Genomic DNA, 25,101 nt, shown 5'->3' with positions numbered 1-25,101 from the left:
GGATGATGCTGGCTTCGCCGGGCGGGGTCAATAGCGATGACCGATGGCTACCCGCCCAACATCGCTTCGAGCGCGGCCACCGCGGCGGGCCACGTGATGTCGGTGTCGAGGTAAGTCTCCCACCAGTTGGCAAGCTGCTCGGCGAGCGAATTGGCCTCCGCATCGCTGCTAGCAACGCGCCACATAACGAGTGCTTGTGCGAGCAGTTCGGGGGAGTACTGCGTCACTTCGACCGCATCCCCCGCGGCAAGCACCGGGGGCAACATCGCAAGCTGGGCGATGCGGGCCACGTTCCCTGGTTTCACCGCTTCGGCGATAACGGGCAGGTCGAACTGCAACTGCGCGACGAGCCACACCAGTCGCGACACTTCGGGCAAGCGGTCGTCGGCGTTGGTGAGTACTGCTTCGAACGTCACGAGGTTGCGGGCAAGGTGCGCCGAGCCATCGCCCCCGACGGCTGGCAGCACCATCACCATCTGAGCCTCGGGCGCGATAAGCCATGGCTCGGTAAGCCTCGCGAGTTCGACGATTAGCCCTGGACCTCGCGTCTGCCACTGATCCTTGATGGGCCCGGTTCGCGTAACGATCTCGTCCACGAGCGCGGTCTTCGAACGCCCACGGTGCCAGTCGTAATACTGGCGCTCGAGGCTACTTACCCACGCGGCGAGCCCCGAGACTTCCACTTCACGTACGCCACCTGCACCCCACCGCCGTGCGAGCGTCCGCTCGGCGAGCTCACGATTGTGCTCGATTCCCGCCGCCGCGTGCTCGACGAGCCCCGCCAGCAGTGCCGGCAAATCTCCCCGAGCCGCGATAGGCGGCTCGGCCACCAGGGGGCCGATCGCCTCGGTTAGCCCGGGAGGTACCATCGCGAATCCTCGCGACAACGCATGGGCCGCGTGTAACGCGCTTGCCGATTCGGAGGCTTTCCAGGTGAGTTGCATGCGATGAACCGACAATTCGGATTAGGAAAAAGATGCCGAGGGTCGATAGAAAGGGAGGAGTGCTAGCTTACTTCAGCGAGCGGGGCCCGTCAGGGCCGTCGTGATTTAGCGAGACAGCGTTCTCTACTTCAATTTCACCACGGCCCTAACGGGCCCCGCTCGCCTTAGGATGTTCGTCCACAATCGCTCTAGGAGGGGTTGGTAGTGGTTGCTACACTCCCGGCCCGCTACTACGCCCCCCGCCCAACTTACGCCACTTCGTGTCCGAGAGAAACGGTCCATGCCTCGCACGCTTGTTGCTTTAATCGTTCTTGGTTTCTCGTCGGTCGCCGCTGCGCAGCAACCCGCCGCTCAGCCGCAGGCTCAACCAACAGCCGTGCAGCCCGCGGGCGCCGTGCCTCCGCAGCAAATGGCCCCCGCTGGTCCTCCCGTATCGCCGTTCCAGGTGGCACCCGAGCACCAAGCGTGGCTCGAGCAAGTACTGCTCAAGTGGGAGAAGGACAGCAAGACGGTAAACAACTTCTACTGCGACTTTAAACGCAAGACGTTCAACATCGCGGGCCCCGCCGATGGTGGCCCCTTCGCGCAAGAAGATGGCAAGCTCGCCTACCACAAACCAGACCGAGGCAGCTTCGAAATTGTGAACTCCGTGGTTTGGACGCCCAAGTCGCAAGCCACTGTGCCTAATCAATTGCCGGAACAAAACCAGCCAGCGGCGGAGGGAGATTACCTTCCTCGCAAAGACGTCGATGGCAACGTCGAGCCGGGCGAACACTGGGTGTGCGATGGTAAGAGCGTGTACGAGTACCGCCGCCACGATAAGACGCTGGTGGTGAACCCACTTCCTCCCAACATGCAGGGCCAACAGATCGTCGATGGTCCGCTGCCATTTTTGTTCGGTGCGGATGCGGCGAAACTCAAGGAGCGTTTCTGGATGCAGCCCGCCCCCGAACTATGCCGCGGCAACTTCATTGGCATTCACGCCAAACCCAAGCTTCAGGCGGGCGCGGCTGAGTACTCCGACGTGTACGTGGTCTTACGCAACGAGCAGGGCAAGCCACTGATGCCCGCCGGCCTTCGCGTGGTGCACCCCAACAAGAGCTGGGACCAGTACGAGTTCAAGCTGGACAATGCCCAAGTAAATCCTGTGATCGCCGGCTGGTTCGCCGAGTTGTTCCAGGAGCCACGCACCCCGATTGGCTGGAAGCGCGTGGTCCAGCCGCTGCAGCCGCAGATTCAGCAGGCGCAGCAGCCGCAACAGCCGGTTAAGTAACGCGAAGCTGCCCCAGGTGCGCGTTTCCGCCGCCTGTGCGACGACTCTTCTCTAAAAATACCGCCGAGAAAACGGCGTTTGCTAGCGATTTCTCCGCTAGGGATTGTTAGACTATCGGCCTGGATCGAACCCATGCGCGACGTGCGCCGGGCCGATCTTCCTGCCCTCAATCCCACCCCACAGCGAGCTTCGGTCGTTTGCAAAAACGAACCAAGGCCTCGCCCGCGAAACGACAAGCATTCCGCCCCGCGCTTTTCGAGTGCACGTCGGCTTCGACAACTTGGTGCGTGCCATGCAGCATCGACGCCCTTCAGCGATCGCCCTAGCGACACGATGGTGTTTGACCGCCGCGATGGTTGTTGTTTGTCTCGCCGCGAACCTCGCTCGCGGCAACGAGCTCGCCACCGCGGCTAGCGCCGAGGTCGAGAAGTTTCAGAGCGAGATTCGTCCACTGCTGGAGCAGTACTGCTTCCACTGTCACGGCGAGGATACGCAAGAGGCGAGCGTGCGACTCGATACGCTCGACCCCAACATGGTCACGGGCCCGGATGCCGAGAAGTGGCATGCCGCGCTCGACATGATCAACTCGGCGTCGATGCCCCCCGACTACGACTCGCAGCCCGAGGACGACGAGCGGCGGGCGATGGTCGAATGGATGACGGCGTCGATCGACCTGGCGACCAAAGCCCGCCAACAACAAGCCGGCACCACGCTCAGGCGTTTGACCAAGGCCCAGTACTCGCGTTCGCTCGCCGAATTGTTGGGCGTGCCGATTGACTTCGGTCGCAACCTGCCGGACGAGGCGAAGTCGAAGATGGGCTTCACGGCGAGTGAGTCGGCACTCAGCACGTCGTCGCTGCATGTCGAGTACTTCGAATCAATCGCCCGGCAAGCACTTGATCGCGCGGTTCCCACGGGCGAGCGCCCAGCGGCGCACCACTATCGCGTGACAATTGGCACCAACGTCGGCCAGGGTCGCCATGCCGCGATGATCGATGGCTTCCAGACCGCGCCGATCCACCGCGATCATCTGCGAGTGGAGATTCTCGACGACGCCGGCAACGTCCGCACTGCCAGCACGCCCGAAGAGGAAGCGGCACTTCGCGCCATTGAAGAAAACATTGGCATCTGCATGCGAGGTTCGTCGAGCGATCGCTACCGCGTGGTCGACGACGGGCTGCTGATGTTCTCCGCGCTACCGCACAAGGAAGAAGCCCCGCAGTCGTGGCAGGGTCCTTCGCCCCATATGGGCCTGCTGCTTCGGCGATGCTTCCCCGAGTCCGGGCCGTTCGCTCTTCGTGTCGCTGCCTCACGAGCACGCTACGCCGACTGCAATCCAGTCGATGGACTGACCTCTCTTCGCGGCAAAGAGACTTCGGTCACGCTGGCCAATCCCAACGCCGAGCCCACCATCGCCGAGAACGCGACGACGCTCTTGGCTAGCAAATGCGAGCAGCAAGAAGAGATGCGGCGCGAGGGCGAGATGCTCGTACCGGTCGACATCACCAAGACGTCGAAGGCGCAGTTCGAATTCGAACTGGCGCACGAAGGTTACTACCAGATTGATCTCGTGCATCCGCTTGCCGCGGCGGATGCGATGCCGTCGGTGTCGTTGAGTGTCGACGGATCGGACCAACATTTGCGACTCTCGCCCGAGGGTTGGCCCGCGTCGGGCCGCGTCGTGACACCGCTCGCGCACGCGAAGCTCTCACCAGGTAAGCATCGACTCGAAGTGGGCGGGCGGTTCTTCGTCGGCTTCAGCCACGTGGTGCTCACGCCACTCGCCGCCGACCACCCAACTGCTGTCGCGCTTGCCAACGAACTTGAACAAAACGCCGCCAACTTCCAAGGCGAAGAGGCCTCGCTTCGAGCCTTTCTCGGCAATCGTACCGACGATGGCATGGAGTACGAGGAGTTTGACACTTCGCGCGTGGTAAGTGCCGGGCCTGAGAAGCCGGAGGTATTTGAGTTTCATGGCGAGCTCGAAAACCTCCCCGCGCCGGTGATGGACGAAACCGAACTGACCGACCTCGCCAACATCATGGTCGTCGGCGTGTGGAACGATGCGTTGGTGAAGCGGGCCGCGGACTGTGGTGTGCCGATTGTGGTGCGTTCGATCGAGTTCCACGGGCCGCACTACCCTGAGTGGCCGCCTGCGAGTCATCGCCAGGTGTTCTTCGACTCGCCAACGAAGGATCAGGATCTCGATGGCTATACGCGTGAAGTCCTCGAGCGTTTCATGACACGAGCGTTTCGCCGCGAGGTGACCACCGAAGAGGTTGATCGCTACTTCCAATTCTGGCAGTCGATTCGCAGCGACCACGACGACTATCATCAGGGCGTGAAGGAAGTGCTGGTCGCGGTGCTCTGCTCGCCCAGTTTCCTGTACGTCTCGCCCACCGCCACGCCCGAGACTGCCGACGCCGCACTCGCCGAGCGATTGGCGTATTTCCTATGGAACGCCCCACCGGACGAGCGACTTTCGGAGCTCGCCTCGAAAGGCAAGCTCTCTGCCGAACTGTCCGGCGAAGTCGAGCGGATGATCGCCGACCCGCGCGTCGATGGCATGATCGAGACCTTCGCCGACGAGTGGCTGCGGCTCGATCGTCATCAGTCGATGAGCGTCAACATTCACAAGTACCCCGACTACACGCGGTTCGTCCGGCGTGACATGCGGCTCGAAACGCTACACTTCTTGAAGCACGTTTTGCAGCAAGATCTGAGCGTGCTGACGATGATCGACTCCGACTTCGCGATGCTCAATCAAAACCTCGCCGAATTCTATGGCATCGCGGGGGTCGAGGGTTCCGAGTTCCGTCCCGTGCCAGTCGCCGCGGAACTTCACCGCGGGGGTCTGTTATCTCAAGGGGCATTCCTCACCGGCCACTCCGATGGCACGCAGGCGCATCCGATTAAGCGAGCGGTGTGGCTTCGTTCGAAGATCCTCGGCTCCACGCCACCCCCTCCGCCACCGAACGTCCCGGAGCTCGACCCCGAGACGCCCGGCTTCGAGAAACTAACGCTTAAGGAGCAACTCGAACTGCACCGCAGCAAAGCGTCGTGCGTCGATTGCCACGCGAAGATCGATCCGTGGGGCGTCGTGTTCGAGAACTACGACGCGGTGGGACGATTCCAGCAGCAAGCCAAAGGCCGACCGATCGACGCAAGCACCGAGCTGCCCGATGGCACGGCGATCAATGGCGTCGATGAGTTGAAGACGTACTTACTCGACCAATCGCGGGATGAGTTCGTTCACTCACTGGCGAGTCACCTGTTCGCCTACGCCTTGGGTCGCGACGTGACGTTCGCCGACCAGAAGGAACTAGACACCATCGTCGCCCGTACTCGCGAAGACGACTATCGCTTTCAAACCTTGATCACGGCCCTCGTCGAAAGTCCTTCGTTCCGGGGCCCGATCGTCGACACCAACTCCGACACGCCGGAGGCCCATGAATGAGCAAACGAACCTGGCAACTCGATCGTCGCACGTGGCTGCGTGGTGTCGGTGTGGCGTGCGCGCTGCCGTACCTCGAAGCGATGGCCGGCTCCGCGCTGGCGAGCAATGCGAACGAAACCGACGCCCCCGCGCGGATGTGCTTCGTCTACTTCCCCAACGGCGTGGGCCTTCCTCCCACAGAGAATCCCGCCCACGCCGACTGGAGCTGGTTCCCGCTCGGCGAAGGTGCCGACTATCGCACGACCAAGGTACTTGAGTCGCTCAATCCTTTGCGGGAGCGCGTCACGGTGCTCGGCGGACTGAGCCATCCTAACAGCCGCAACGTACTCGGCCATCTGGCCGGCGATACGTGGCTCACGGGCGGCGACCTCCGCGGTTCGAGCTACCAGAATCAAATCTCCGTCGATCAGCTTGCCGCGCGCGAACTTGGTCGCGATACGCGCTACCAGTCGCTCGTCTTATCTACCGATGGCGGTATCGGTTACAAGTCGCGGGTTGCCACGCTCTCGTTCGCCGAGGGGGGCAGGCCGATTCCGTCCGAGAATCGCCAGCGACAAATCTTTGAGCGTTACTTCTCCCCCGGTGGTGGCGAGTCGACCGACGAGCGGAAGCGAAGCATCGCCCAGCGAAAGAAAGTCGTCGACTTGGTGATGGAAGACACCGCAAGTCTCGCGCGGCGCCTCGGCACGCACGACCGCGACAAGATCGACGAGTACATGACGTCGCTCAATTCGGTGGAGGAGCAAATCCGCCGCAACGAGCAATGGCTCGATATGCCGCTGCCCGAGTTCGACGCTTCGGCAATCGACTTCGACTCGAATCCGGCCGTCGACCCCACGGCCTACCTGCGGACGATGTTCGACCTGATGGTGCTGGCGTTCCAGACCGACCTGACGCGGGTGATGACCTACATGATGGCCCGCGAAGACGGCATGGGCTTTGGCGAGAACTTCCCGAAGCTGGCCCTAGGAATCAACAAAGGCCATCACGCGATTAGCCACGATCTAGTGGACGGTCACTGGGAAGAGTGGGGCCGGTACGATCGCTGGCTCGCCGAGCAGTACGCTTACTTCGTAACACGGCTCAGCGAGACGCGAGACGCTCGCGGATCGCTGCTCGACACCACGATGGTCCTCTACGGAAGCGCGTGCAGCACGACACACAACGCCATCAACTACCCGCTCGTGCTCGCGGGGGGCGAGAAGCTCGGCCTCGCGCACGGTCACTACTTGAAGACCCACGAAGAGAAGCCTCTCTCCAACCTGTTCGTCAGCATGCTCACTGCCGCGGGGATCGAAACCACACAGTTCGCCGACAGCACGGGGCCACTGGAATTCGAATCGCACCGACTCTTCGGCGAGCGAACAGAGGCTTAGATCACTTGACTACCCTCTCCCCGACCCTCACCCGGGTCGGGGAGAGGGGAATCTCAACGTCGGCTTATCTCCGCCGCACGAGCGCCATTCCCGCTGGCTCGGCTCCGCCCGAACGCATGGCGTCGGCGAACAGTCGCAGCGCCCGTTTACCGGGAAGCATCCGTAGCTCGGCGGCCGAGGGTTCTCGAAGCTTGCACGCGAGACGCCCGTTGAACCGTGCGACAGGAGGAACTTCGTTGGTGGTGGCGAGCACCAAGCGTTCGCGAACCATCAGTTCCACGTAGCGAGATGCGTAGTTGGTGTTTTCACACCAGCCCATTGCCGGGCAGGTGGTGGCGGTCCAGTCGCTGCTCGATCCGCTCCACATGGCGAAGCCCGCGTTGCCGGCTAGGGCCACCGTGGCGTGCGTGCCATCGGCCGCGAGCATCGCGACGGCCATCGACAACCCTTCGCCCCCCGGCGAAGCGAGCCACAGCGTGTGATTGGCGGCCGAGAGCAACTCGCCCGCTTCGCCCGCGTGCTGCGCGTGCGAACGCAGGGCGATCCGGGCCGCTTCGAGCAGGCCATCGGTCAACTGTTCGTTGGTATTCATCGAACCCGCGACGACCAGCGTGCGTCCATCGGCGAGGGTCTGCCAATCGTAGAACGATTGCACTCGCTCGCCCGTAAACGCGAGGCCCGCAAGTTCCCAGTCGTCGAGTTGTGGATGGCTCATGGGGCGAGCGATACGCGAGCTCGCGGGTTGCTTGACGACAATCGGCGTCGCTGTTGGCTCCGCGGCAGGTGTGGCGATGTTCGCGGACGCTCCGCTTCGCCACTTATTGAGTTCCAACTCCACGGCCAGTCGACCGGCGACAATCTCGACGAGTTCCACTTCGGCATTGGTGAAAGAGCGTGGCTCGCGGCAGTAGATCCACAGCGTGCCGTAGATCGTTTCGTCGCTCGCCACGGGCAGGCAAATCGCCGCGCCGCACCAAACCGGCACCGCCCACGTGGCGACGTCGAGATCATCTTCGAGCACCAGCGCGTTGCCAGCGAGCGCCGCGACATCGGCCGAGGACCCCATCAAGGTCCGCCGCTTATCGCCTGGTTCTCGTCCGTCCTCTTGATGATGGGCACGAAGCACGAGTTCGTTCGTTGCATCGTTGAGCACGTAGAAGTCGGCACCATCGCAAGCGAGACCTCGCACCATCCCACGCAACACGGCGGTGAGCCGCTGGTCGAGGTTCGCTTGCCGCGCGTGATCGCGGGCTTCGTTGATGGCGGCTCGTGGAGCTGTTACCACGGCCGGTATGGTGAATTGGTCCCCTGCGAGACCTAAAGGGAGACCTGGCATGGTCATCGGTTGGTCGAATCCTGGCTGCATGATGACGAAACTCCGCAAACTCAAAAGTCAGCTAGCGGCAGCTCCAACAGCTGCGCATACTCTGTGCTCCACGCAAATCAACATCGGCTGGATAAAATGCGCGGATTGAGTAATTTCTCCCACCTGCGGAGAATGCGACGCCGGTGAACAACGATGTTTGCAACTTCGCCTGCCAGCAACGTGGTGCATCCGTTAGCCTGGTAGCACACAACCCCACCATCCCTCACAATCCAATCGAAAGCCCCCGATGAAGCTCGCCCTGCACTGGAAGATTTTGATTGGCATGGTCCTGGGCGTGGTGGCGGGGCTCGTGGCGCTGAAGCTCGGCACGATCAAAGAAGTGGACGGCATCGAGATCCACACCGGCCGGCAATTTGTCGCCGATTGGATCAAACCGCTCGGCACGATCTTCATTAACGCCTTGAAGGTGATCGCGGTGCCCCTGATCATCGCATCGCTGATCAAAGGGGTGTCGGATCTCAAAGACCTCTCGCGGCTCTCGTCCATTGGCGGACGGACTGTCGCGCTGTTCCTCTTCACGACAACCGTGGCGGTAACCACCGGCCTGACGCTCGCGACACTGGTTGGACCAGGCAGCGGAATCAACGAGAAGACGCGTGACGCCTTGGTCGCCGCGGCGAGCAACGATGTGGCAGGGAAGATCGAACAAGCCAATCAGACCAAGGGAACTGGCCCCCTTCAGCCTCTCGTCGATCTGGTGCCCGACAACATCTTCGCGGCCGCCAGCAACAATGGCGACATGTTGAAAGTGATTGTGTTCGTGCTGTTCTTCGGCGTCGGTTTGCTGCTGGTTCCCGCTGAGACTGCAAAGCCAGTGAAAGACGTATTCGATGGCCTGAACGAGGTGATCCTCAAACTGATCGACCTGATCATGCTTGCCGCTCCGATCGGTGTGTTCGCGCTGCTGGCCGCTCTCGTGGCAGAGACGCCATCGTGGGACGTTTTCTTCGCGCTGCTGCTTTACTGTGGATGCGTGGTCGTGGGACTCGCGATCTTGCTCTTCGCGTTCTATCCATCGTTGATCATGGCCTTCACGGGGCGAGGCTACGTCTGGTTCTTCCGTGGCCTCGCGCCCGCGCAGATGCTCGCATTTTCGACCAGCAGCAGCGCCGCGACGCTGCCCGTGACCATGGAACGTGTGGAAGAGCACCTGGGAGTCGACGAAGAGGTCGCTAGCTTCGTGCTACCCATTGGGGCCACGGTGAACATGGACGGGACGAGCCTTTACCAAGCCGTGGCCGCGGTGTTTATCTGCCAGGCGTATGGCGTAACACTATCGCTGACGCAACTTTTCGCGGTGGGCGTCACGTGTATCCTCGCCTCGATCGGAACCGCCGCGGTGCCGAGCGCCGGCATCGTGATGCTGGTGATCGTGCTGGGGCAAATCGACGCCAAGCTGGTGCCCGGCATCGCCCTAATCTTCGCCGTCGACCGCGTGCTCGACATGCTGCGAACCGTGATCAACGTCACCAGCGACGCCACGGTCGCGATGCTGGTTGCCAAAAGCGTCGGGAAGCTGGGCGAGCCGAAGCCGAAGGAGTGGGATGAGGATTATCATCACCACTCCGAAGAGCCCACGAGCAACTAGCTCGCAAAGCCAATCAACAGCCGGAGGGCCACGCCCTCCGCGAAGAGGTTTGCAGTTCTCCTGAAGCTTCGCACGCGCTGAGCTGAATCTTTCGCGGCCCGCGTGGCGGCCCGGCTATTGAATGAGGTTTATCTTCGCGATTCTTTTGCGCTACCACCCATGAAGCACCGCGCAATGCCATATGCCACGCCGCAGGTGATGAGCACGAACACCAGGAACACCGTGATGCCTTGCATCGTCGTGAAGAGCTGAGAGAACGCGTGCGGTAGGACGTTCGACTGGACGATGGCGAAGTCGTCGAGGCGGACCGTAGAGGTGGTTTTGTTGTTCCAGGTGACGAGAACGTGCTCTGAATTTGGGTCGATGACGCAGGTATCCATGTAAGGAAAGCCCTTGCCAGCTGCGCCATACAGAGCCCAAGCTGGGTAGCCAATGATTTCGAAGTCACGAAGAGCTCTCGCCGTTCTCGATGGTTCCGTCACTTCCATCGTAAACATGTAGTCGTATTCGAAAAGATCCACCAGATACCGCCCGTCCGAAGTGGGCGTTCCAGCATACACTTTCTCGTTCGTGGTCCAAATTGGCGTATTGGAACCGTTATTTAGATACATTCCCGTGCAGGGGTACGTCTTATGCAATCGCTCGACCTGGGCAATTGCGCTCGCGCGTGTGAAGTATGGAGGATCGTCTTCGAGAGACTTTATGTGTGCGACCTGATCTTTCACAGGCGTGGGGAATAAGCTTACAAATACGTACTGACCGTTATCAGATGCCTCGGACCACGACCAACCGTGACCGTGGCCGTTAAGCCCCGCGTAGCACTGCGAACCCGCCATCGCGGCGAAGAGGCAAAGCACGGGCAACAGTCGCTGTTTGAGGTGCGTCACTGATTTAACCTCGCAAGCATTACCACCCACGCCTCGTCGAGTCCCAGCTCGTTGATTCCTGCTTCCAAATACTCGCGATCGATTCGCTCGCCACTTCGCTTCCAGATCCCGGCGATGTCGCGGAGGTGTTTTTCGGAGCCACCGTCCTGATAGTAGAGAAGCTTGCCGAGAATGATGTCTTCGGGAGCTGCTACATAACACTCGGCCACGTCGAGCACTTGGCGGCGTTCGCGCCGTTTGAGTTGACGCCGCGACCAGTCGGTGCTTCCCACTACCATGAAGTCGATCTTATTTGATGACGAAGGATGCAAGATGTTGAACTGGCCGCCTCGCTCTACTTCTTCGAGAATCGCAGGCTTATAGAGCGCAAATTCGTCTCCCGCGAATGCATCACAAAGGCGTGCCGCATCAAACACGTCGAGTCGCACCACGATGTCAATGTCGTTGGTGAAGCGTACTTCGCCCAGGGTACTGCTGGCGAGCGAACCGACCAGCGCGTACTGGATGCCCAGGCGTTCAAGCGTCTCGATGGCGAACTGCAAGAGCTGCGACTGCGTCACCGTGCATCCTCCGAATGATCTCGATCTGCACTTCGTCGTCGGACCAATCGGCATGGTCACCTCGCACGCCTGATTCAACGAGTCGACGGCCGAGTTCGTGCGATTCGAGCGACTGTCGCAGCGATTCCCGCCCCGACATCTTGCGCAAGGCTTCAATCACCGCCGGTTCGGGAACTTCGATATTACGAGGGTCGATAGTCCGCATAGTTCAGTGAACGAAATCACTTCCCACAATAGTCAATCGTCCGCGCGATCTCGCTCTTCATGTCCGAGCGTTTTACGATGCGGTCGATGTAGCCGTGTTCGAGGAGGAACTCGCTGGTCTGGAAACCTTCGGGCAGTTCCAAACGGATGGTGGCTTTGATGGTTCGGGGGCCGGCGAAGCCGATCAGGGCTTTGGGCTCCGCGAACACCAGATCGCCCAGCGACGCGAAGCTCGCGGCCACGCCACCCATCGTGGGGTTGGTGAGCACCGAGATAAAGAGACCGCCGGCTTGGTCGTACCGCGCGAGGGCGGCCGACACTTTGGCCATCTGCATCAGCGACAGGATACCTTCGTGCATACGAGCACCACCGCCCGATGCGCTGACGATCACAAGCGGCAGGTTTTGTTCGGTGGCACGTTCGATGAGCCGGGTGAGTCGTTCGCCCACAACCGAGCCCATGCTCCCCATGATGAACGCCGAGTCGGTCACACCAACGGCGACGCGGCGAGCGCGAATCATGCCGGTGCCCGTGAGCGCGGCGTCGCGAAGGCCGGTCCGCTTTTGCTCGCCCACCACGCGTTCGGCGTAGGCCTTCTTGTCGAAGAACTCCAGCGGGTCGGCCGGCATGAGGTTGCCGTCCCACTCTTCGAAGGTTCCTTCGTCGAGCAGGTAGCGAATGCGATCGGCCGCGCTCAGGTACATGTGGTACCCGCACACGGGGCAGACGCTCATGTGCTCGGCGACCGTTTTGCGGAAGACGGTCTCGCCGCAATCGGTGCAGCGGAGCCATAGCCCACTCGGGACGCCCCGCTTGGGGCGGGGCTTCTTGGGCTCGTCGCCCATCAAGGGATCGTCCGAGTCTTCAGGCTGTTCGCGTTGGTCTTTCAATTCGCCGGTGGCCATGCGAGGAGTTGGATCGTTGGAGGAAGTCAATCGTTCCGGGAGTCTATGATACCAATTCGTCCGGAACGTTGGGAGGCGGAAGATCGGGAGCAAAATGCCGATTCGCGGGCTAACTCTTGGCCTCGACCGCCACAACGGCGGGTTTGTCGAGCTCAATCGTCTCCCACCGGCCGGCCTGCGTCCCACAGTGCCACAGGTCGCCAAACTCGGCACCCGACAGCACGTGGCGGATGACACACGCCAGCGGATCGGGGGCCACCAGCACGGCGACCGCGTCGGGCTTCAGTTTCTTGGCGAGCTTCGCCATCACTTCGGACACCCGCTCCCGGGCCTTCGAAATGCTCTCGCCCTCAGGGGGGCAGATCATCTCGGGGTGCTCGAGCCATTGCCGAAACACCTTGGGCTGCTTGGTCTTCACGTCGTCGACCAGCAGTCCCTGCCACAGACCCTGGTTGACGTTCGTCAGTTTGTCGAGCGTGCGTAGCTTCAGACTAAAACGGTCGGAGATCACCTGACCGGTTTGCTGCGATGCCTGCCCCGGAGCTGAGTAGAGGATCGTCGGCTTAAGTTCGGCGAGCGCGGTCGCCACGTTCTCCGCCTGGCGCTTGCCATCTTCGCTCAGCGGCACATCAAGGGTTCCCTGGATACGGCCTTGCTTGGCGTATTCCGTGGCACCGGCGTGAACGAGCACAATCTGTCTCATGGTGGTTGTTTTCATCCTGGCGAGTGTCGCATGCGTGCGTCGTCGCCCCTTGCTTGTTTTCTCTGTTACTTGATGCGCTTACTTGATTCGAGTGGCGAGTTCCGCGAAGCGTTCGCGGTAACTATTGCCACTCGAAATGGCCGAGCCAACTACTAGCAAATCCGCCCCTGCCGCGGTGCATTCGCCGATGGTTTCGAGGTTCACACCGCCATCGACTTCCAAAAAAGCATCGACATCCGGCCGGTCGCGGAGCGTGCTCAATTTCTCCAGCGCCACTCGATCAAACGACTGGCCACCGAATCCCGGCATCACGCTCATGCACAAAATCAAATCGCAATTGCTCGCCACCTGGTCGATCTTCTCCAGCGGCGTCGGCGGGTTGATTGCGATGCCGGCCAGCGCGTCGAGATCGCGAATCGTCGCCACCAAGTCCGCCAGTTCCGATTGATCCCGGCAAACTTCTTCGTGCACGGTGATCACGTCGGCGCCCGCTTCGCGAAACTGCCGAACGTACTTGTCGGGACGTTCCATCATCAAGTGGACGTCCAACGGCAGTTCGGTGCACCGACGCGCCGCTTCGACGATGGTCATGCCAAACGTAAAGTTCGGTACGAAGTGGCCATCCATCACGTCGAGATGCAACAACCGCGCACCCGCCTCTTCCAGTCGCTCGATCTCTTGCGCGAGATGCGCGTAGTCGCACAGCAGGATCGACGGAGCGATCGCCGGCGCGGCGGCCCGCAGTCGGGCTCTCGTCTGTTCGCGATGATTGGGCGCAGTCACCAACAAATACTTCTCTATAGCGTGGGAGTCGGAACCAGGTGGATTAGCGGGCGGAGGGGGGAAGGTCGCGTTGGATCGTGCGTCGGCCCTGCGGAGGGGTGTTGCCTACGGGGGTGGCGAAAGCCATTGGTTCTATGCACCGTAGGCAAAACCCGAATTCTACCCCCAGTCCCCCAAGGCCCGCTACCGCTAATCATCCTCAATTCGGCCGTCCGCCATTCCTGCAAAACCAGGCATCCACTGCGCAAACGACTGCTAGCACTGCACTTGCGCCGAGACCTAGGCCGCCTCGAACTCAGCGGCCTGGGGCAGTTGGTCGATGCTCGACAGCCCAAAAACCTGCAAGAACCGGGGGCTAGTCACGTAGCGAACCTGCCGGGGATTGGCGGCCGAGCGTTCCACATTCACCAGTCCACGCCGGACTAACAGGGCCACCAGCGACTGGCACTTCTGCTTCCGCAGGGTGTCGATGGTCTTCAAATCCACCGGCTGGCGGTAGGCGATGACGCTCAGCACTTCCATTGCCGCGGGGGTGAGCGTCGCCTGTTGCACCTTGCCGACAAAGCGATCGCGGACCCGCTCCATCTCCTCTCGCAGGACCATCCGGTAGCCTGCCGCCGACTCGACGATAGTCATGGCGGTGCCGTCGGCCGCGTACTCGGCGTTGAGCTCCGCTACCGCCTCGACCACTTCCTCGGGGGTGATGTCCCGCATGGTCGACGCCATCGCCTCGGCCGACAACGGCTGATTATCGGGACGACCGACGAACAGCAGCGCCTCGGTGATGCTCCGCGTGTTGACCTGCACCTCGGCCGGCGCGGCTTCGGTCGCGGCCACTTTGCTCGTCTTGCGTCCCAGCATCGCGGCAAACGCGCTGGTGAGTCGCTTGATCGACAGCGGCGAATCGCTTTCGGCGTTGGCGGAGTTCTCGCTCATGGTGGGGATAGTAAACCTCGCGAAGCACCGCCAGCAAGAGCAACGAGTGCTAGCATCACCACCGCCCTTCGGCGTCAGGAACCTCCCCATCGTGTCGATTGGCCATCTGGCGGAACGATCGCACACTGACATCTTCCGTGATCATACTCACCGCGCCGTCGCCAAAGCCAAAAATTCCTCCGCCCGGATGATTACCACCAAACCCTCCGACGCGGAGCGGCAACGAAGAGTTGCCCCCTTCGAGACTGCGAACATAGAAGCCTGGCTTCGCGATGGCGTTGGGATCCCCCACGCCCAACTCTGCATCCCAAGCCTGAATTTCTCCTCCAATCTCAGCGGCACTTTCCTGCTCTAGCGGGTCGGTCTCGCCCGCCACATCGTCATTCGCTTCAGCCGACTCTTCGGATGCGGGCTCTTCGGTTTCGGCGTCGGTGCTCTCTTCGGTGCTCTCTTCGCTGCCTTCTTCCGTGTTCGAATCCTCGGCTTGCGACTCCTCACTTGCGGCCGCTTCTTCGACCACCTCCTCCTCTTCGAAGTCCACTTCATCGTCCCAGTACACATCGCTTGCAACTTCGGCGAGCGGATCCTCATCCCACTCTAACTGGCCCTCCTCTGCCACCGTTTCGCCGACGTACCAGGGAAACGTTTGGAAGCTGCCATTGTTCTTCGTAGTTGTGTTGATCGCGAACCCTGCATTGCGAAGCGTGGCGGGTGTACCGCTCAACCAGCCGAGGTCGTACTCGTCGATCTGCTTCTCTCCGACGAAGATCGTGTAACTGGCTCCGTCTTTGATGTCGTCGAGCGTCAGTTTTCGATTGAGGATGAACGATCCATTGTTGTCCTCGTTGATCGGTGCCTCGCGGTCGTTGTGACACGCTGCGTAGATCGACACCGGCAGGTCCTCGCCAGGATAGCTGGGACACATTATCAGCGAAAACGATGTCTGTCGCACCGGATCGTTCCGCGTGTGATAGGCACTGAGCTTCATGTCGAGCGCCGCCGCACGGTTCTGCTCGCCAAGGTACGGCAGCACGCGGGCGAGCCAGCTCATATGGTGGCCTGGCGGTTTGTTCTCGATCGGCCCCGTGTCGTTGGTAGTTCCCACGGGCAGGTGGTCGTACGCCAGTTCGTAGTTGTGAATGCCGAGCACGATTTGGCGGACATTATTGATGCACTGCGACCGCCGCGCCGCCTCGCGCGCCGCTTGCACGGCCGGCAAGAGCAGCGCCACGAGAATGCCAATGATGGCGATCACCACCAACAGCTCGACCAGCGTGAAGGCTCGTTGTTTCGTGTTCATGGGAAGTCCTCTGACGACTACAGTTAAAGTTAGTGTTCGGGTGCCTGGGGTCGAGTTCTACGAGCCCCCAGCATTTCGTGTTCATAAGGGAATCGGATGGCAAAGTAGATCCTTCAGTCGCTTGGGCTCCTTCAGGATGACATGCTTCTGGTCGTTGTGCTTACTAATCTCGACGTTCCGTGTGCGTCACTCTTGGCGTTCCGGTGGCCGGGATCGTTGCGGTCGCCACGACTTCCGTGGCTCCGCCCTCTTCGTTTCGTTCGACCTTGATCTCCACTCGGGCGTCATCGCGATAACCCGTTTCGTCCTTGGCGAGTGACCACGTCTCGCCTTGGTACTCGGTGTCCGCTTCCAACAGCGCCGCGGCTCGCGCGAGGCCCGCGTCGGCCAGCAGTCGGCACTGGCGGTGTTCGTGTTGCAACCGTGTTTGGCGATGATGGGTGACGATCGACTTCATCACGCCGGCGAGCAACAGCGCGCTCACCGCCACCAGGGCAATGACGATCAGCATCGCGAGCCCGCTTCGATCTCGTCGTTTCATGGCGACCCTCCTTCCAATCGCGGGGCACGCTCGGTGATTCGTAGCACCTCACGTTTCGGTTCGCCGATGGACCAGATCGAGATCGTCACCATCGCGTTCCCTTGCTCTTCTTGCCACTCGTCGCCATTGCCAAGCTCGAATCGCTCGCGGCGAATCTCGTCGCCAGCGGTGCGAGTCATCACGCACGCGTCCCCTTCGAGCATCCATTCGCTCGTCGCCTCAGCCATGGCGATGGTCATGCGCTCGCCAGCAACCGTGACGCTGGTTGCCTCGTGCAGATCACGACGAAGCTGCTCCTCTAGCCGATGCGTCGCCAACGCGTGATGCGCCGCGTCTTCGGTGCGACTACTCCACAACGAAAGTCCGTGAATCAGGTTCACGGCTAGCGTCATCAGCACTGCCATCGTCGTGACCACCACCAGTAGCTCGACAAGCGCAAAACCAGTGCGACGTTCGCCTCGCATTATCATGGCTCACCCTCCTCGTTGTCGTCCGGTGGCTCACTCTCTGCGTCGCTTTCTCCCGGCACATCGTCCTCGCCAGCCGGCTCGAACACCCAGGTGGTCAGCACCAGAGGCGCGGGCTTCGAGGGGAGCGTGAGCCGCACCGTGATTCGCTTGGCGTTTGGATTCTCCACGGGCTCGACGGAAGTTTCGACTCTCGCTCCTGGAAGCTGCGCGGTCACTTCTTCTGTCAGCTGCCATTCATTCGCGGTTTCCGTTGTCAGTTCGTCCCAAGGTCGGGCGGCGTACAACTTCAGGCTGTTCTCCAGTTCGCGGCTCGCCACGTCGAGGTTGTCGGTCGCCTTTCGCGCGCGGTCCAGCGACACCATCGCCTGGGCGATCATCACCAGCACCATGCCGAGCGCCGCAGCAGCGAGCGCAACTTCGAAGATCGAAGCCCCTCGACGGCGGGCATTGGAGATGCTCCAAAGGTTCATGATAGCCCCCTCACAAGGTCGATTATCGGAACGAACAGCGCGATCACGATGAACGCCACCACGAGCCCGATGCCAAGCACGATCAACGGATAGGCCACCCGCGACGCCACGGTCATCCGCGCGGCCATCTGCGATTCTTTTCTTGCCGCGATCTGCCGCAGAGCCCACGGCACGTTGCCCACCTTCATGGCCGTTTCCACCAGCCCCATCTCGCTTTGAGTCACCAGCCCATGCACTTCCATGAGTGCCGGCAGCGACCGCCCGATCTCGGCATCCGTGTAGCACGCGGTCAGCCGATTGCGAATCGACGCCACGGGATAGGTCACCGACAAAGCGTAGAACAACCGCGGCAGCTCGACACGATGCTCGACTCCCATCGCCACCATCCGCAGCACATGGGCAAGATGCCCCTGGCGAAACACGCGGTCGGTTAGGCTTGAGAGAAATTGCAGGTCAAACAGATACATGATGCCCAGCGCGAACAGGCTGAGCAGAAGACCGAGAAGCAACAGTATCATGAGCCACCCAACGCCGATCCCCAGCCTGGCTAGCGAGAGGAGCAGCCGCGTCATGCTGGGCAGCTCCAAGTCGAACTCTATAAAGATCTGATGGAACTGTGGGATGATGAACACCAGGAAAAAGGTCAGCAGGATGCTCATCGCCAATGTCATCGCGACGCCATAAGCGAGATAGTCACCCCAGTTTCGCCAAGCAGACGCCAGTGCCGGATCGTCGGGTCGACTCGCTTCGTCGAGAGCTTGGGGTTCGGCGTGCGCGAGTGTTCCGACTGCCGCGCAGGCCGGGGCGATTCGTGGCAGGGCCCCACGATGCCGGGCAATCGACTCGTACAGCGGCGTCCCGCGAGCTAAATCGTACGACAATCCGGATGCCGCTTCGCTGACAAACCAGCCGCTACGCATCTCGCGGAGCAGTTCTCCGGCGTTTGCCAATTGCCCCGCGCGCTCGGCGATGGCCAGCAGCTTCGCGTTGGTGCGCCGATGCATCTCGCGCGACGAACGAATCGTGTCGACAACAGCAAAGCCGATGATCACCCAAAGCAATAGGCATATGGGAAGGGCAGCCATCGGCATCACGGTCCAAATCAACAGCCCAACAACGATGCCTACCCAACTGACAATGCGAAGAATTGAATAGGTCGAATCCCCCGGAGCAGGCCCGCGCACGCCGTACACCAGCGACGTTGCAATCTGAAGTGCAACGCCGGCGACGATCAGGCCAAGGGGAACGAGGAAAATCATAAGAATCTAAATGAACGGTTTAGGATCTAGCCACGGATGAGTAGGAACAAAAGCAGAGGGAACGCGACGCTAAGCTTTGCTAACGGGAAACTCGTCAACTCAGCCCCTCCACCAACTTGACTAAAGGCAAAAACAACGAAGCCGCCAGCACAACCGTAGTACTCGCCACCGCCACTAGCACCAATGGCGGGACGATGCGGCGGAGTAGCACTAATCGCTGCTGTCGGCGATCGGCGTAGAGTTCGGCGGCCATCCCGAGTGTGCTTTCCAAGCGAGAGCGATCGACGCCCCACTTCACGAGTGCCGTCAAGCTGCGATCAAAAGCCCGCGAGCCGGCCATCGCCTCGGCGGGCGAGGTCCCCTGCTCTACCAGCTTCGCGATGCGATGCGTTTCGCGGGCAAGCTGCCGATCGTCGACCAGATCGCCCGTGTAGCGGAGCGCCCCGGCGAGTGGCATCCGCATGGCCACGAAGTTGGCGAGCGTCGCCGACCACTGCTCGTGCGAAATGCTGCTAAACAGCTTTCCCACCAGCGGCAGCGCGTTCCGCAGCGGATAGCCAATGCCAATCAGCCCCGGTGCCACGGTCAACAACACCCACGCGAGCGTAATGGCGATCAACACCCATGGCAGGACGTGCCCCAAGGCCAACGCCCCTTCGGTCATCATGGGTAGCTCGAGTTCAAACTCGGTGAAGATATCCTCGAACTGCGGCATCATCACGTAACCCAAGAGCAGCGCCACTCCCGTCAGCGCAAGCAGCATCGCGAGCGGATAGAACACGAGCCCACGCAGCGTTCGCCAAGCCCGGTCGGACGAATCGCGAAGCCGCGCAAAGCTATCGCACACCGTGGCGAGCTCGTCGGAAGTCGTCGCCGCTCGGAGCATCGCGATCAAATAGCCGGGGGCGGTCTTCTCGACTCCAGCGAGCGCTTCGTCGAGCGATAAACCCTTGGCCAGCGACGCCTTGATTCGCTCCACCGCCCGGTCGAGTCGCGGATCCCCCACGTCGGTCGCCAGCGCGTCGAGCACCACCGGCAGCGGCAAACGCTCGCTGCTCGCCACGGCCGAGGAGGCCGGGTGGTCATTCGAGTTGAAGGGGTGCTCGTCCACGTTCCTACTTCCACATTGCGTCGGCCATGGTGTGCAGCATGGTCACGTACGACCACATCAGCCCAATCGAATACACGGCCACCACCGTTCCCGCGACTCCCACTGTCATCGCCGCGGGTACAAACTCCGTGAGCGCCTCGTGCTGCATGTCGGCCCGCGCGGCGTACGACTTCGCTGCGCGATCGAGCGTCGCAACGACCATCCCCCGATGTCCTTCGTGCCGCAGCGCCACTTGCACCAGCGGCGGCAATCGTTCAACCAGAGTATTGGTCCGAGCATCGAGTGTTCCGGCGAGCGACACGCCCGACGCGACTTTATCCGCAAGGGCGAGCGAGGCTTGGCGATAGGTGCGATTGCCGACCGATCCCGCGGCCAGTCGCATCGATTCGTCGAGTGGCAAGCCCGCTTTGGTCGCCATGCGAAGTAGCTCGCTCATGGTTGCCGCGGCGTTGAGTCGCTGAAGCTCACGCGCACCGGGAATCCAACCCATTTGCCACCACCGCGATGTCGACTGCGATTTCACTCGCGACGATGCAAGCCACCAGACGATCGGCACCACAATCGCCAGCACCGGAATCACCACACCCAGCAGCCACCCCACCCACGGGGCGTCGATCCAGTCCTGAAACGGAGCGAGCCTCTTAGGCGAAATCCACTCCATGTCGCCGAACGTCAACCGCAGCAGGAGCAGCAAGAACAAACTCGCCAGCACCACCACCGCGATTGGCACCAACAGCGCCATGCCGGTCGTGCGGCGAAGCGAAGCCACGCGGCGGGCGCTCGCCACCACGTCTTCGAGTGCCCCCGCCGGATCGCCACTCGCCAATCCCGCCACGACCACCGCGCGATAGACCTCGGGCAAGTTGTCTCCCTCGGCTCGCATCGCCTCGGCGAGCGAAGCCCCGCCCTCCATCCGCGACGCCAAACGATCGGCGAGCGCACCAGCACCTTGAGGCAACTGACTCGCCAGCCGCCGAAGCTCCGGCTCCAGCGGAATCCGCGCCCGAACGAGTGCCGCGAGCTCGGCATTGAGCGCGGCGAAGTCTTCGAGATTGGTGGAAGAGGAGCTGGCCATCAAGATCAAGCCGCGGTGTCGATGCATCGAATGGAGAAAAGTAATCTAAGCGAATTGTCGCTCGGCGTCTTCAGCAATACCATGTCTTCAGCAATAAATAAGTCTCCCCAATAAACGGGAGCTCACGTCGTTCTCGCTCGCCAACCCAGCGTCCGCACGATCTCCGCCGGGCTGGTGGCACCCGTTTCGACCAAGTCTCGGGCCGCCGCAGCGAAGGGTACTAGGGTATTCGTCTGATGCGGCACGATCTTGGTGGTCGCTTCGGCGAGCAGCACTCGCCCGCGATAACCGGTCCCGGCACACTTCTCGCACCCCGCCGGGCCCATGCACTGCGACACATCGAGCCCCAGCGGCAACGCGTCGTGGCTCACCTCGCCTTCGAGCGCACAGTCGCAAAGCCGCCGCACCAGACGCTGAGCCACTACCAACCGCACGGCGTGCGACACGGCGTAAGCGGGAATGCCCATGTCCACGAGCCGATCAATCGCCTCGTGGCAACTGCCCGCATGGAACGTGGTGATCACCAGGCTTCCCGTGAGCGCCGCCTCGAGCGTTGTCTCGGCCGTCGCACGATCACGCATCTCGCCCAGCAGCAACACTTCGGGATCTTGCCGCACCAAGGACTTGAGGGCCGTGCTCATGGTGAAGCCCGACGACGCGCTGACCTGCGACTGCGCGACACCAGGCACCACGACTTCCACGGGGTCTTCGAGCGAGTGAATCGCTCGCCCGCCGCGCGAACGCTGCACCACTTCGCGAACCGCGGCGTAGGCGGTTGTTGTCTTGCCACTTCCGGCGGGACCCACGATGAGGATCGCGCCGGTGGTCATCGCCAGCGCGTCGCGGAGGGGTTCGAGCACGTTCTTCGCCAGGCCCAACTGCGCGAGCGTCTCGAGTCCCGAGGTACTCGCGCCGAGACTACGCAGCACCGCCCGCTCGCCGAACAGCGTAGGAAACGTGCTAACGCGAAACTCGGCCCCCGACGCCTCGCTCACCAGCCGCCCTTCCTGAGGTAGCGCCGTCTCATAAGTTAGTAGTCCACTGAGCACCTTGAGCCGCCCCACCACGTTCGTTGCCAGCGACTTGGGCACGGTACCAAGCGGAGCAAGCACGCCATCGAGTCGCCAGCGGAGCTGAAGGTCGGTCTCGGTGGGATCGAGATGGACATCGCTCGCCGGGGATTGCTCTACGAGTGCGAGCAGCCGATCGACGAACTCCACCGCCGAGCCGCCGCCATCGGCCATCGAATCGAGATACGCCTGCCAACGCGTGTGCGCATCGTCGGTGGTGGTTTGCGTGTCCATGGCCCTAAAAGCTCCCGCCCGCTCGACTGAAATTTGGTAGCCCGAGTCGCAAGACTTCGGGCTGCACTCGCTGGCCGCCAGAACTCTGGCGAGTCCCGCTACGGTTTGGACCCCATGATACCCGGTCGCAAGTTGCGGATGAATCTCGACCCAGGGTCCTTTCGCTTTCACCTCGTCCACTTATTGCACGTCGGCCCACCGCCGAGCCTGCAAGCCCCCTCACCCGGCAATCTTGGACCTTCTCGCCCGTTGCTCTACACTTAGCCGGATGGAATCGATCACTATTCGTAAGGCGAGGTACTCGTTCACCGCCCAGCGGGACGAGGCGGGCGTGCCGCACGTGAAGGCCGAGGACTGGCGGGCGGCGATTTACGCGCTGGGGTACCTGCATGCGCTCGACCGCCCGACGCAAATCTACTTTGCACGTTGCATTGCCGCTGGCCGCGCCGCCGAGCGCATCGCCGCCAAGCCCGAACTCGTGGAGATGGACACCTTTCTCCGCCGGGCGAACCTCGGCAAGAACCTCGACGACGAAGTGGCCGCGCTCGAACCTCGCATCCTCGAGCAACTGCTGTGGTACTGCGAAGGGGTCAACGATGGCCTCGCCGATGGCAAACGGTCGCTGCCGATGTGGGTCGCTGGTTTCGATCCGCATCCGTGGGAACCCTCCGCGATCTTGCTGCTGGGCAACTTGCTGTCGTTCGCGGGCCTTGCCGTCGGCGAGCAAGAGGCCGAGCAAACGCTGCTCGAGCTCATCCAGCTGGGGGTCGAGGACGAACGGATCCGCGAACTGTTCGCGCCGTACCTCGACGGCATCGACTTCGCCCCGCTCCGCGACATCCATATTACCAAGCGACTCTCCGACGAAGCGCTCGAACTGCTCGCCGACCTCCCGCGTCTCGCCGGCAGCAACGCCTGGGCGGTAAGCCCCGCGCGAAGTGCGACCGGTAGCGCGCTTTTGGCGAGCGATCCGCATCTCGAAGTCAATCGCCTCCCTGCCATTTGGTACGAGGCGGTTCTCAATTGGTCCACCGACGCGGGCGAGTCGCGCTACGCCATGGGAGCGACGCTCCCCGGATGTCCCCTGATGGCGGTTGGCCGGACGCAGGATTTGTCGTGGGGCGTCACTTACATGGCCGCGGACACCAGCGACTTCTTCATCGAAGACTGTCGCCCCGGCGGCGCCACCGGTTGGCAGTATCGCCGCGACGAGGTGTGGCACGACTTCGAACTCCGCCGCGAGCAAATTGGGCGCAAAGGACAGGAGCCGCTGGAGATCGAAATCCTTGAGAACGATCTCGCCACGCTGACTCGCACGCCCGAACAGCCTGGCAGTTACATGAGCGTCGCGTGGATTGGCAGTCACGTCGGCAGCGGGCGAGCCGTCGCGACGTGGCTCGACCTGTTCTCGATGCCGAGTGCGAAAGCCGCGATGGAGCACGTCCGCGAGTCGCCCCACCCGTCGCTGGTGTGGGTGTTCGCCGATCGCGAAGGGCACATCGGGTTGCAAGCAAGCGGTTGGCTGCCTCAACGGGCGCCGCACGCCTCGGGCATCACACCACTCGCAGCGTGGGACGTTTCGAATCATTGGCGAGGCGTAGTTCCCGCGCATCTCTTGCCTCACGCTTACGATCCGCCGATTGGCTTTGTCGCCACGGCGAACGAGGAACAGTACCGCATTGATGGCCCGCCGCTCCACGCGAGTCATCTTTCCGACTATCGCCTCCGCAGGATCGTCGAACTGCTGACGGCCATGCCCAAGGCGACGATCGCCGACATGCAGTCGATTCAGTACGACGTGCTGAGCACCCACGCCCGCGACCTGCTCCCCGTGTTGCTCGCCCATGTCGACGACTGCCCGCTCAAGCAAAGGCTGCTCGCGTGGGACTGCCGGTACAATCCCGAGAGCACCGACGCCTCGCTGTTCAACAGCTTCTATCGCCACATCCTGCTCGAAATCTTCGGGCAAGAAGCGGGCATCGGCTGGCGTCGTATGCTGTACCTGTCGACGCGCATGGGTTACTCGAAGTTCCTGCTCACGGCGTGCGACCGCGCGCTGCGGAAGGTCACCAGCAGTTGGTGGCGCAATCGCGACAAGGGCGAAATGATCCGCCGCGCTGCCGAGCGTGCCCAGTCCGAACCCGACCGCCCGTGGTCGAAGGTCAACGAGTTCCACTTCGTCAATCGCTTCATCAATCTCGGCAGCGTGGGACGATTGCTCGGCCTCAAGTCGCCGCCGATCGCCATGCCCGGCTGCCACGCCACGCCGTTCCAAGGCCATTTGCTGACCACGAAAACGCGCGAGAGTACGTTCGCCCCCAGCTATCACTTTGTGACCGACATGGGGACCGACCTCGCCTGGACCAACCTCCCCGGCGGACCGAGCGAGAGCGCGTTTAGTTGGTGGTACCAATCGGACCTCCAGCGCTGGCAAACCGGCGAGTACAAATGCCTGTCGGTCGACGGCGACTGCAAAGACGACGCGGAAGACGCGGACCTGTTGGGGTGAATGCACTAGGTTCGCGGGCATGGGGCGAATAAATTCGCGAACAAGCGTGCTTGTCGTCC

At 61.9% G+C, this 25,101-nt stretch carries 22 protein-coding genes; 5 read left to right on the top strand and 17 right to left on the bottom strand.

What is annotated here, in order from left to right; all coding sequences use genetic code 11:
- Positions 1-47: 47 nt before the first annotated feature.
- Positions 48-869: a hypothetical protein gene (locus SH292x_RS01070; protein WP_442483721.1), complete on the bottom strand. Its 822-nt coding sequence runs from the start codon at positions 867-869 to the stop codon at positions 48-50.
- Positions 870-1,224: 355 nt separating this feature from the next.
- Between SH292x_RS01070 and SH292x_RS01065 the strand changes: the two genes are divergently transcribed.
- From SH292x_RS01065 to SH292x_RS01055, 3 genes are all read left to right on the top strand, one after another.
- Entirely contained in the window at positions 1,225-2,217 is a 993-nt protein-coding gene (locus SH292x_RS01065; RefSeq protein WP_442483720.1) for a TIGR03009 domain-containing protein, read from the top strand.
- Positions 2,218-2,509: 292 nt separating this feature from the next.
- Positions 2,510-5,674: a DUF1592 domain-containing protein gene (locus SH292x_RS01060; protein ID WP_442483719.1), complete on the top strand. Its 3,165-nt coding sequence runs from the start codon at positions 2,510-2,512 to the stop codon at positions 5,672-5,674.
- Positions 5,671-7,050, top strand: coding sequence for a DUF1552 domain-containing protein (locus SH292x_RS01055; RefSeq protein WP_442483718.1), 1,380 nt, complete (start codon positions 5,671-5,673; stop codon positions 7,048-7,050). The genes SH292x_RS01060 and SH292x_RS01055 overlap by 4 nt, the downstream gene beginning before the upstream one ends.
- 64 nt (positions 7,051-7,114) lie before the next feature.
- Here SH292x_RS01055 and SH292x_RS01050 read toward each other — a convergent pair whose 3' ends face one another.
- Complete coding sequence (locus SH292x_RS01050) at positions 7,115-8,416, bottom strand: GAF domain-containing protein (RefSeq protein WP_442483717.1); 1,302 nt, start codon at positions 8,414-8,416, stop codon at positions 7,115-7,117.
- Positions 8,417-8,663: 247 nt separating this feature from the next.
- Between SH292x_RS01050 and SH292x_RS01045 the strand changes: the two genes are divergently transcribed.
- Entirely contained in the window at positions 8,664-10,025 is a 1,362-nt protein-coding gene (locus SH292x_RS01045) for a dicarboxylate/amino acid:cation symporter (RefSeq protein ID WP_442483716.1), read from the top strand.
- 128 nt (positions 10,026-10,153) lie between these two features.
- Here the strand turns inward: SH292x_RS01045 and SH292x_RS01040 are convergent, their stop codons facing one another.
- From SH292x_RS01040 to SH292x_RS00970, 15 genes are all read right to left on the bottom strand, one after another.
- Complete coding sequence (locus SH292x_RS01040; protein ID WP_442483715.1) at positions 10,154-10,912, bottom strand: hypothetical protein; 759 nt, start codon at positions 10,910-10,912, stop codon at positions 10,154-10,156.
- Positions 10,909-11,472, bottom strand: coding sequence for a hypothetical protein (locus SH292x_RS01035; RefSeq protein ID WP_442483714.1), 564 nt, complete (start codon positions 11,470-11,472; stop codon positions 10,909-10,911). Before SH292x_RS01035 ends, SH292x_RS01040 begins: the two co-directional genes overlap by 4 nt.
- Positions 11,429-11,677, bottom strand: coding sequence for a hypothetical protein (locus SH292x_RS01030; RefSeq protein ID WP_442483713.1), 249 nt, complete (start codon positions 11,675-11,677; stop codon positions 11,429-11,431). The genes SH292x_RS01035 and SH292x_RS01030 overlap by 44 nt, the downstream gene beginning before the upstream one ends.
- A 16-nt stretch (positions 11,678-11,693) precedes the next feature.
- Positions 11,694-12,521, bottom strand: a complete 828-nt coding sequence (accD, locus tag SH292x_RS01025; protein WP_442485884.1) for an acetyl-CoA carboxylase, carboxyltransferase subunit beta — start codon at positions 12,519-12,521, stop codon at positions 11,694-11,696.
- A gap of 169 nt (positions 12,522-12,690) precedes the next feature.
- Positions 12,691-13,284 (bottom strand): histidine phosphatase family protein, encoded by a 594-nt coding sequence (locus tag SH292x_RS01020; protein WP_442483712.1) that lies wholly within the window; start codon positions 13,282-13,284, stop codon positions 12,691-12,693.
- A 78-nt stretch (positions 13,285-13,362) separates the two neighbouring features.
- Positions 13,363-14,067, bottom strand: coding sequence for a ribulose-phosphate 3-epimerase (gene rpe / locus SH292x_RS01015; RefSeq protein WP_442483711.1), 705 nt, complete (start codon positions 14,065-14,067; stop codon positions 13,363-13,365).
- Between the two features lie 279 nt (positions 14,068-14,346).
- Positions 14,347-15,003, bottom strand: a complete 657-nt coding sequence (scpB, locus tag SH292x_RS01010) for an SMC-Scp complex subunit ScpB (RefSeq protein ID WP_442483710.1) — start codon at positions 15,001-15,003, stop codon at positions 14,347-14,349.
- A 55-nt stretch (positions 15,004-15,058) separates the two neighbouring features.
- The gene (locus SH292x_RS01005; protein WP_442483709.1) at positions 15,059-16,303 is read right to left on the bottom strand and encodes a DUF1559 family PulG-like putative transporter; all 1,245 of its coding nucleotides are present in this window, start codon (positions 16,301-16,303) and stop codon (positions 15,059-15,061) included.
- A gap of 163 nt (positions 16,304-16,466) precedes the next feature.
- Entirely contained in the window at positions 16,467-16,844 is a 378-nt protein-coding gene (locus SH292x_RS01000; protein ID WP_442483708.1) for a hypothetical protein, read from the bottom strand.
- Positions 16,841-17,314 carry a PulJ/GspJ family protein gene (locus tag SH292x_RS00995; protein ID WP_442483707.1) on the bottom strand — a complete coding sequence of 158 codons (474 nt, stop codon included), beginning with the start codon at positions 17,312-17,314 and terminating at the stop codon, positions 16,841-16,843. The genes SH292x_RS01000 and SH292x_RS00995 overlap by 4 nt, the downstream gene beginning before the upstream one ends.
- Positions 17,311-17,784, bottom strand: coding sequence for a hypothetical protein (locus tag SH292x_RS00990; protein WP_442483706.1), 474 nt, complete (start codon positions 17,782-17,784; stop codon positions 17,311-17,313). Before SH292x_RS00990 ends, SH292x_RS00995 begins: the two co-directional genes overlap by 4 nt.
- Positions 17,781-19,043, bottom strand: coding sequence for a type II secretion system F family protein (locus tag SH292x_RS00985; protein ID WP_442483705.1), 1,263 nt, complete (start codon positions 19,041-19,043; stop codon positions 17,781-17,783). Before SH292x_RS00985 ends, SH292x_RS00990 begins: the two co-directional genes overlap by 4 nt.
- A 94-nt stretch (positions 19,044-19,137) precedes the next feature.
- Positions 19,138-20,154, bottom strand: coding sequence for a type II secretion system F family protein (locus SH292x_RS00980; RefSeq protein ID WP_442483704.1), 1,017 nt, complete (start codon positions 20,152-20,154; stop codon positions 19,138-19,140).
- 4 nt (positions 20,155-20,158) lie between these two features.
- Positions 20,159-21,256 (bottom strand): type II secretion system F family protein, encoded by a 1,098-nt coding sequence (locus SH292x_RS00975; RefSeq protein ID WP_442483703.1) that lies wholly within the window; start codon positions 21,254-21,256, stop codon positions 20,159-20,161.
- Between the two features lie 95 nt (positions 21,257-21,351).
- Positions 21,352-22,533, bottom strand: coding sequence for a GspE/PulE family protein (locus SH292x_RS00970; protein WP_442483702.1), 1,182 nt, complete (start codon positions 22,531-22,533; stop codon positions 21,352-21,354).
- 268 nt (positions 22,534-22,801) lie between these two features.
- On the opposite strand from SH292x_RS00970, the gene SH292x_RS00965 reads away from it, so the two are divergent.
- On the top strand, positions 22,802-25,042 hold the full coding sequence (locus SH292x_RS00965) for a penicillin acylase family protein (protein WP_442483701.1): 2,241 nt from the start codon (positions 22,802-22,804) through the stop codon (positions 25,040-25,042).
- The last annotated feature ends 59 nt before the right edge of the window (positions 25,043-25,101 follow it).

Source organism: Aeoliella fuhlenseeensis, assembly GCF_052161615.1.
Taxonomy (GTDB): domain Bacteria; phylum Planctomycetota; class Planctomycetia; order Pirellulales; family Lacipirellulaceae; genus Aeoliella.
This window is presented reverse-complemented; position numbering and strand designations above follow the sequence as displayed.

Bases quoted from the DNA above. Each gene is read 5' to 3' on its own strand.
- SH292x_RS01070 (WP_442483721.1), bottom strand. From the start codon at position 869: ATGGTACCTCCCGGGCTAACCGAGGCGATCGGCCCCCTGGTGGCCGAG.
- SH292x_RS01065 (WP_442483720.1), top strand. From the start codon at position 1,225: ATGCCTCGCACGCTTGTTGCTTTAATCGTTCTTGGTTTCTCGTCGGTC.
- SH292x_RS01060 (WP_442483719.1), top strand. From the start codon at position 2,510: ATGCAGCATCGACGCCCTTCAGCGATCGCCCTAGCGACACGATGGTGT.
- SH292x_RS01055 (WP_442483718.1), top strand. From the start codon at position 5,671: ATGAGCAAACGAACCTGGCAACTCGATCGTCGCACGTGGCTGCGTGGT.
- SH292x_RS01050 (WP_442483717.1), bottom strand. From the start codon at position 8,416: ATGCAGCCAGGATTCGACCAACCGATGACCATGCCAGGTCTCCCTTTA.
- SH292x_RS01045 (WP_442483716.1), top strand. From the start codon at position 8,664: ATGAAGCTCGCCCTGCACTGGAAGATTTTGATTGGCATGGTCCTGGGC.
- SH292x_RS01030 (WP_442483713.1), bottom strand. From the start codon at position 11,677: ATGCGGACTATCGACCCTCGTAATATCGAAGTTCCCGAACCGGCGGTG.
- accD (WP_442485884.1), bottom strand. From the start codon at position 12,521: ATGGGCGACGAGCCCAAGAAGCCCCGCCCCAAGCGGGGCGTCCCGAGT.
- SH292x_RS01020 (WP_442483712.1), bottom strand. From the start codon at position 13,284: ATGAGACAGATTGTGCTCGTTCACGCCGGTGCCACGGAATACGCCAAG.
- scpB (WP_442483710.1), bottom strand. From the start codon at position 15,003: ATGAGCGAGAACTCCGCCAACGCCGAAAGCGATTCGCCGCTGTCGATC.
- SH292x_RS01005 (WP_442483709.1), bottom strand. From the start codon at position 16,303: ATGAACACGAAACAACGAGCCTTCACGCTGGTCGAGCTGTTGGTGGTG.
- SH292x_RS01000 (WP_442483708.1), bottom strand. From the start codon at position 16,844: ATGAAACGACGAGATCGAAGCGGGCTCGCGATGCTGATCGTCATTGCC.
- SH292x_RS00995 (WP_442483707.1), bottom strand. From the start codon at position 17,314: ATGATAATGCGAGGCGAACGTCGCACTGGTTTTGCGCTTGTCGAGCTA.
- SH292x_RS00990 (WP_442483706.1), bottom strand. From the start codon at position 17,784: ATGAACCTTTGGAGCATCTCCAATGCCCGCCGTCGAGGGGCTTCGATC.
- SH292x_RS00985 (WP_442483705.1), bottom strand. From the start codon at position 19,043: ATGATTTTCCTCGTTCCCCTTGGCCTGATCGTCGCCGGCGTTGCACTT.
- SH292x_RS00975 (WP_442483703.1), bottom strand. From the start codon at position 21,256: ATGCATCGACACCGCGGCTTGATCTTGATGGCCAGCTCCTCTTCCACC.
- SH292x_RS00970 (WP_442483702.1), bottom strand. From the start codon at position 22,533: ATGGACACGCAAACCACCACCGACGATGCGCACACGCGTTGGCAGGCG.
- SH292x_RS00965 (WP_442483701.1), top strand. From the start codon at position 22,802: ATGGAATCGATCACTATTCGTAAGGCGAGGTACTCGTTCACCGCCCAG.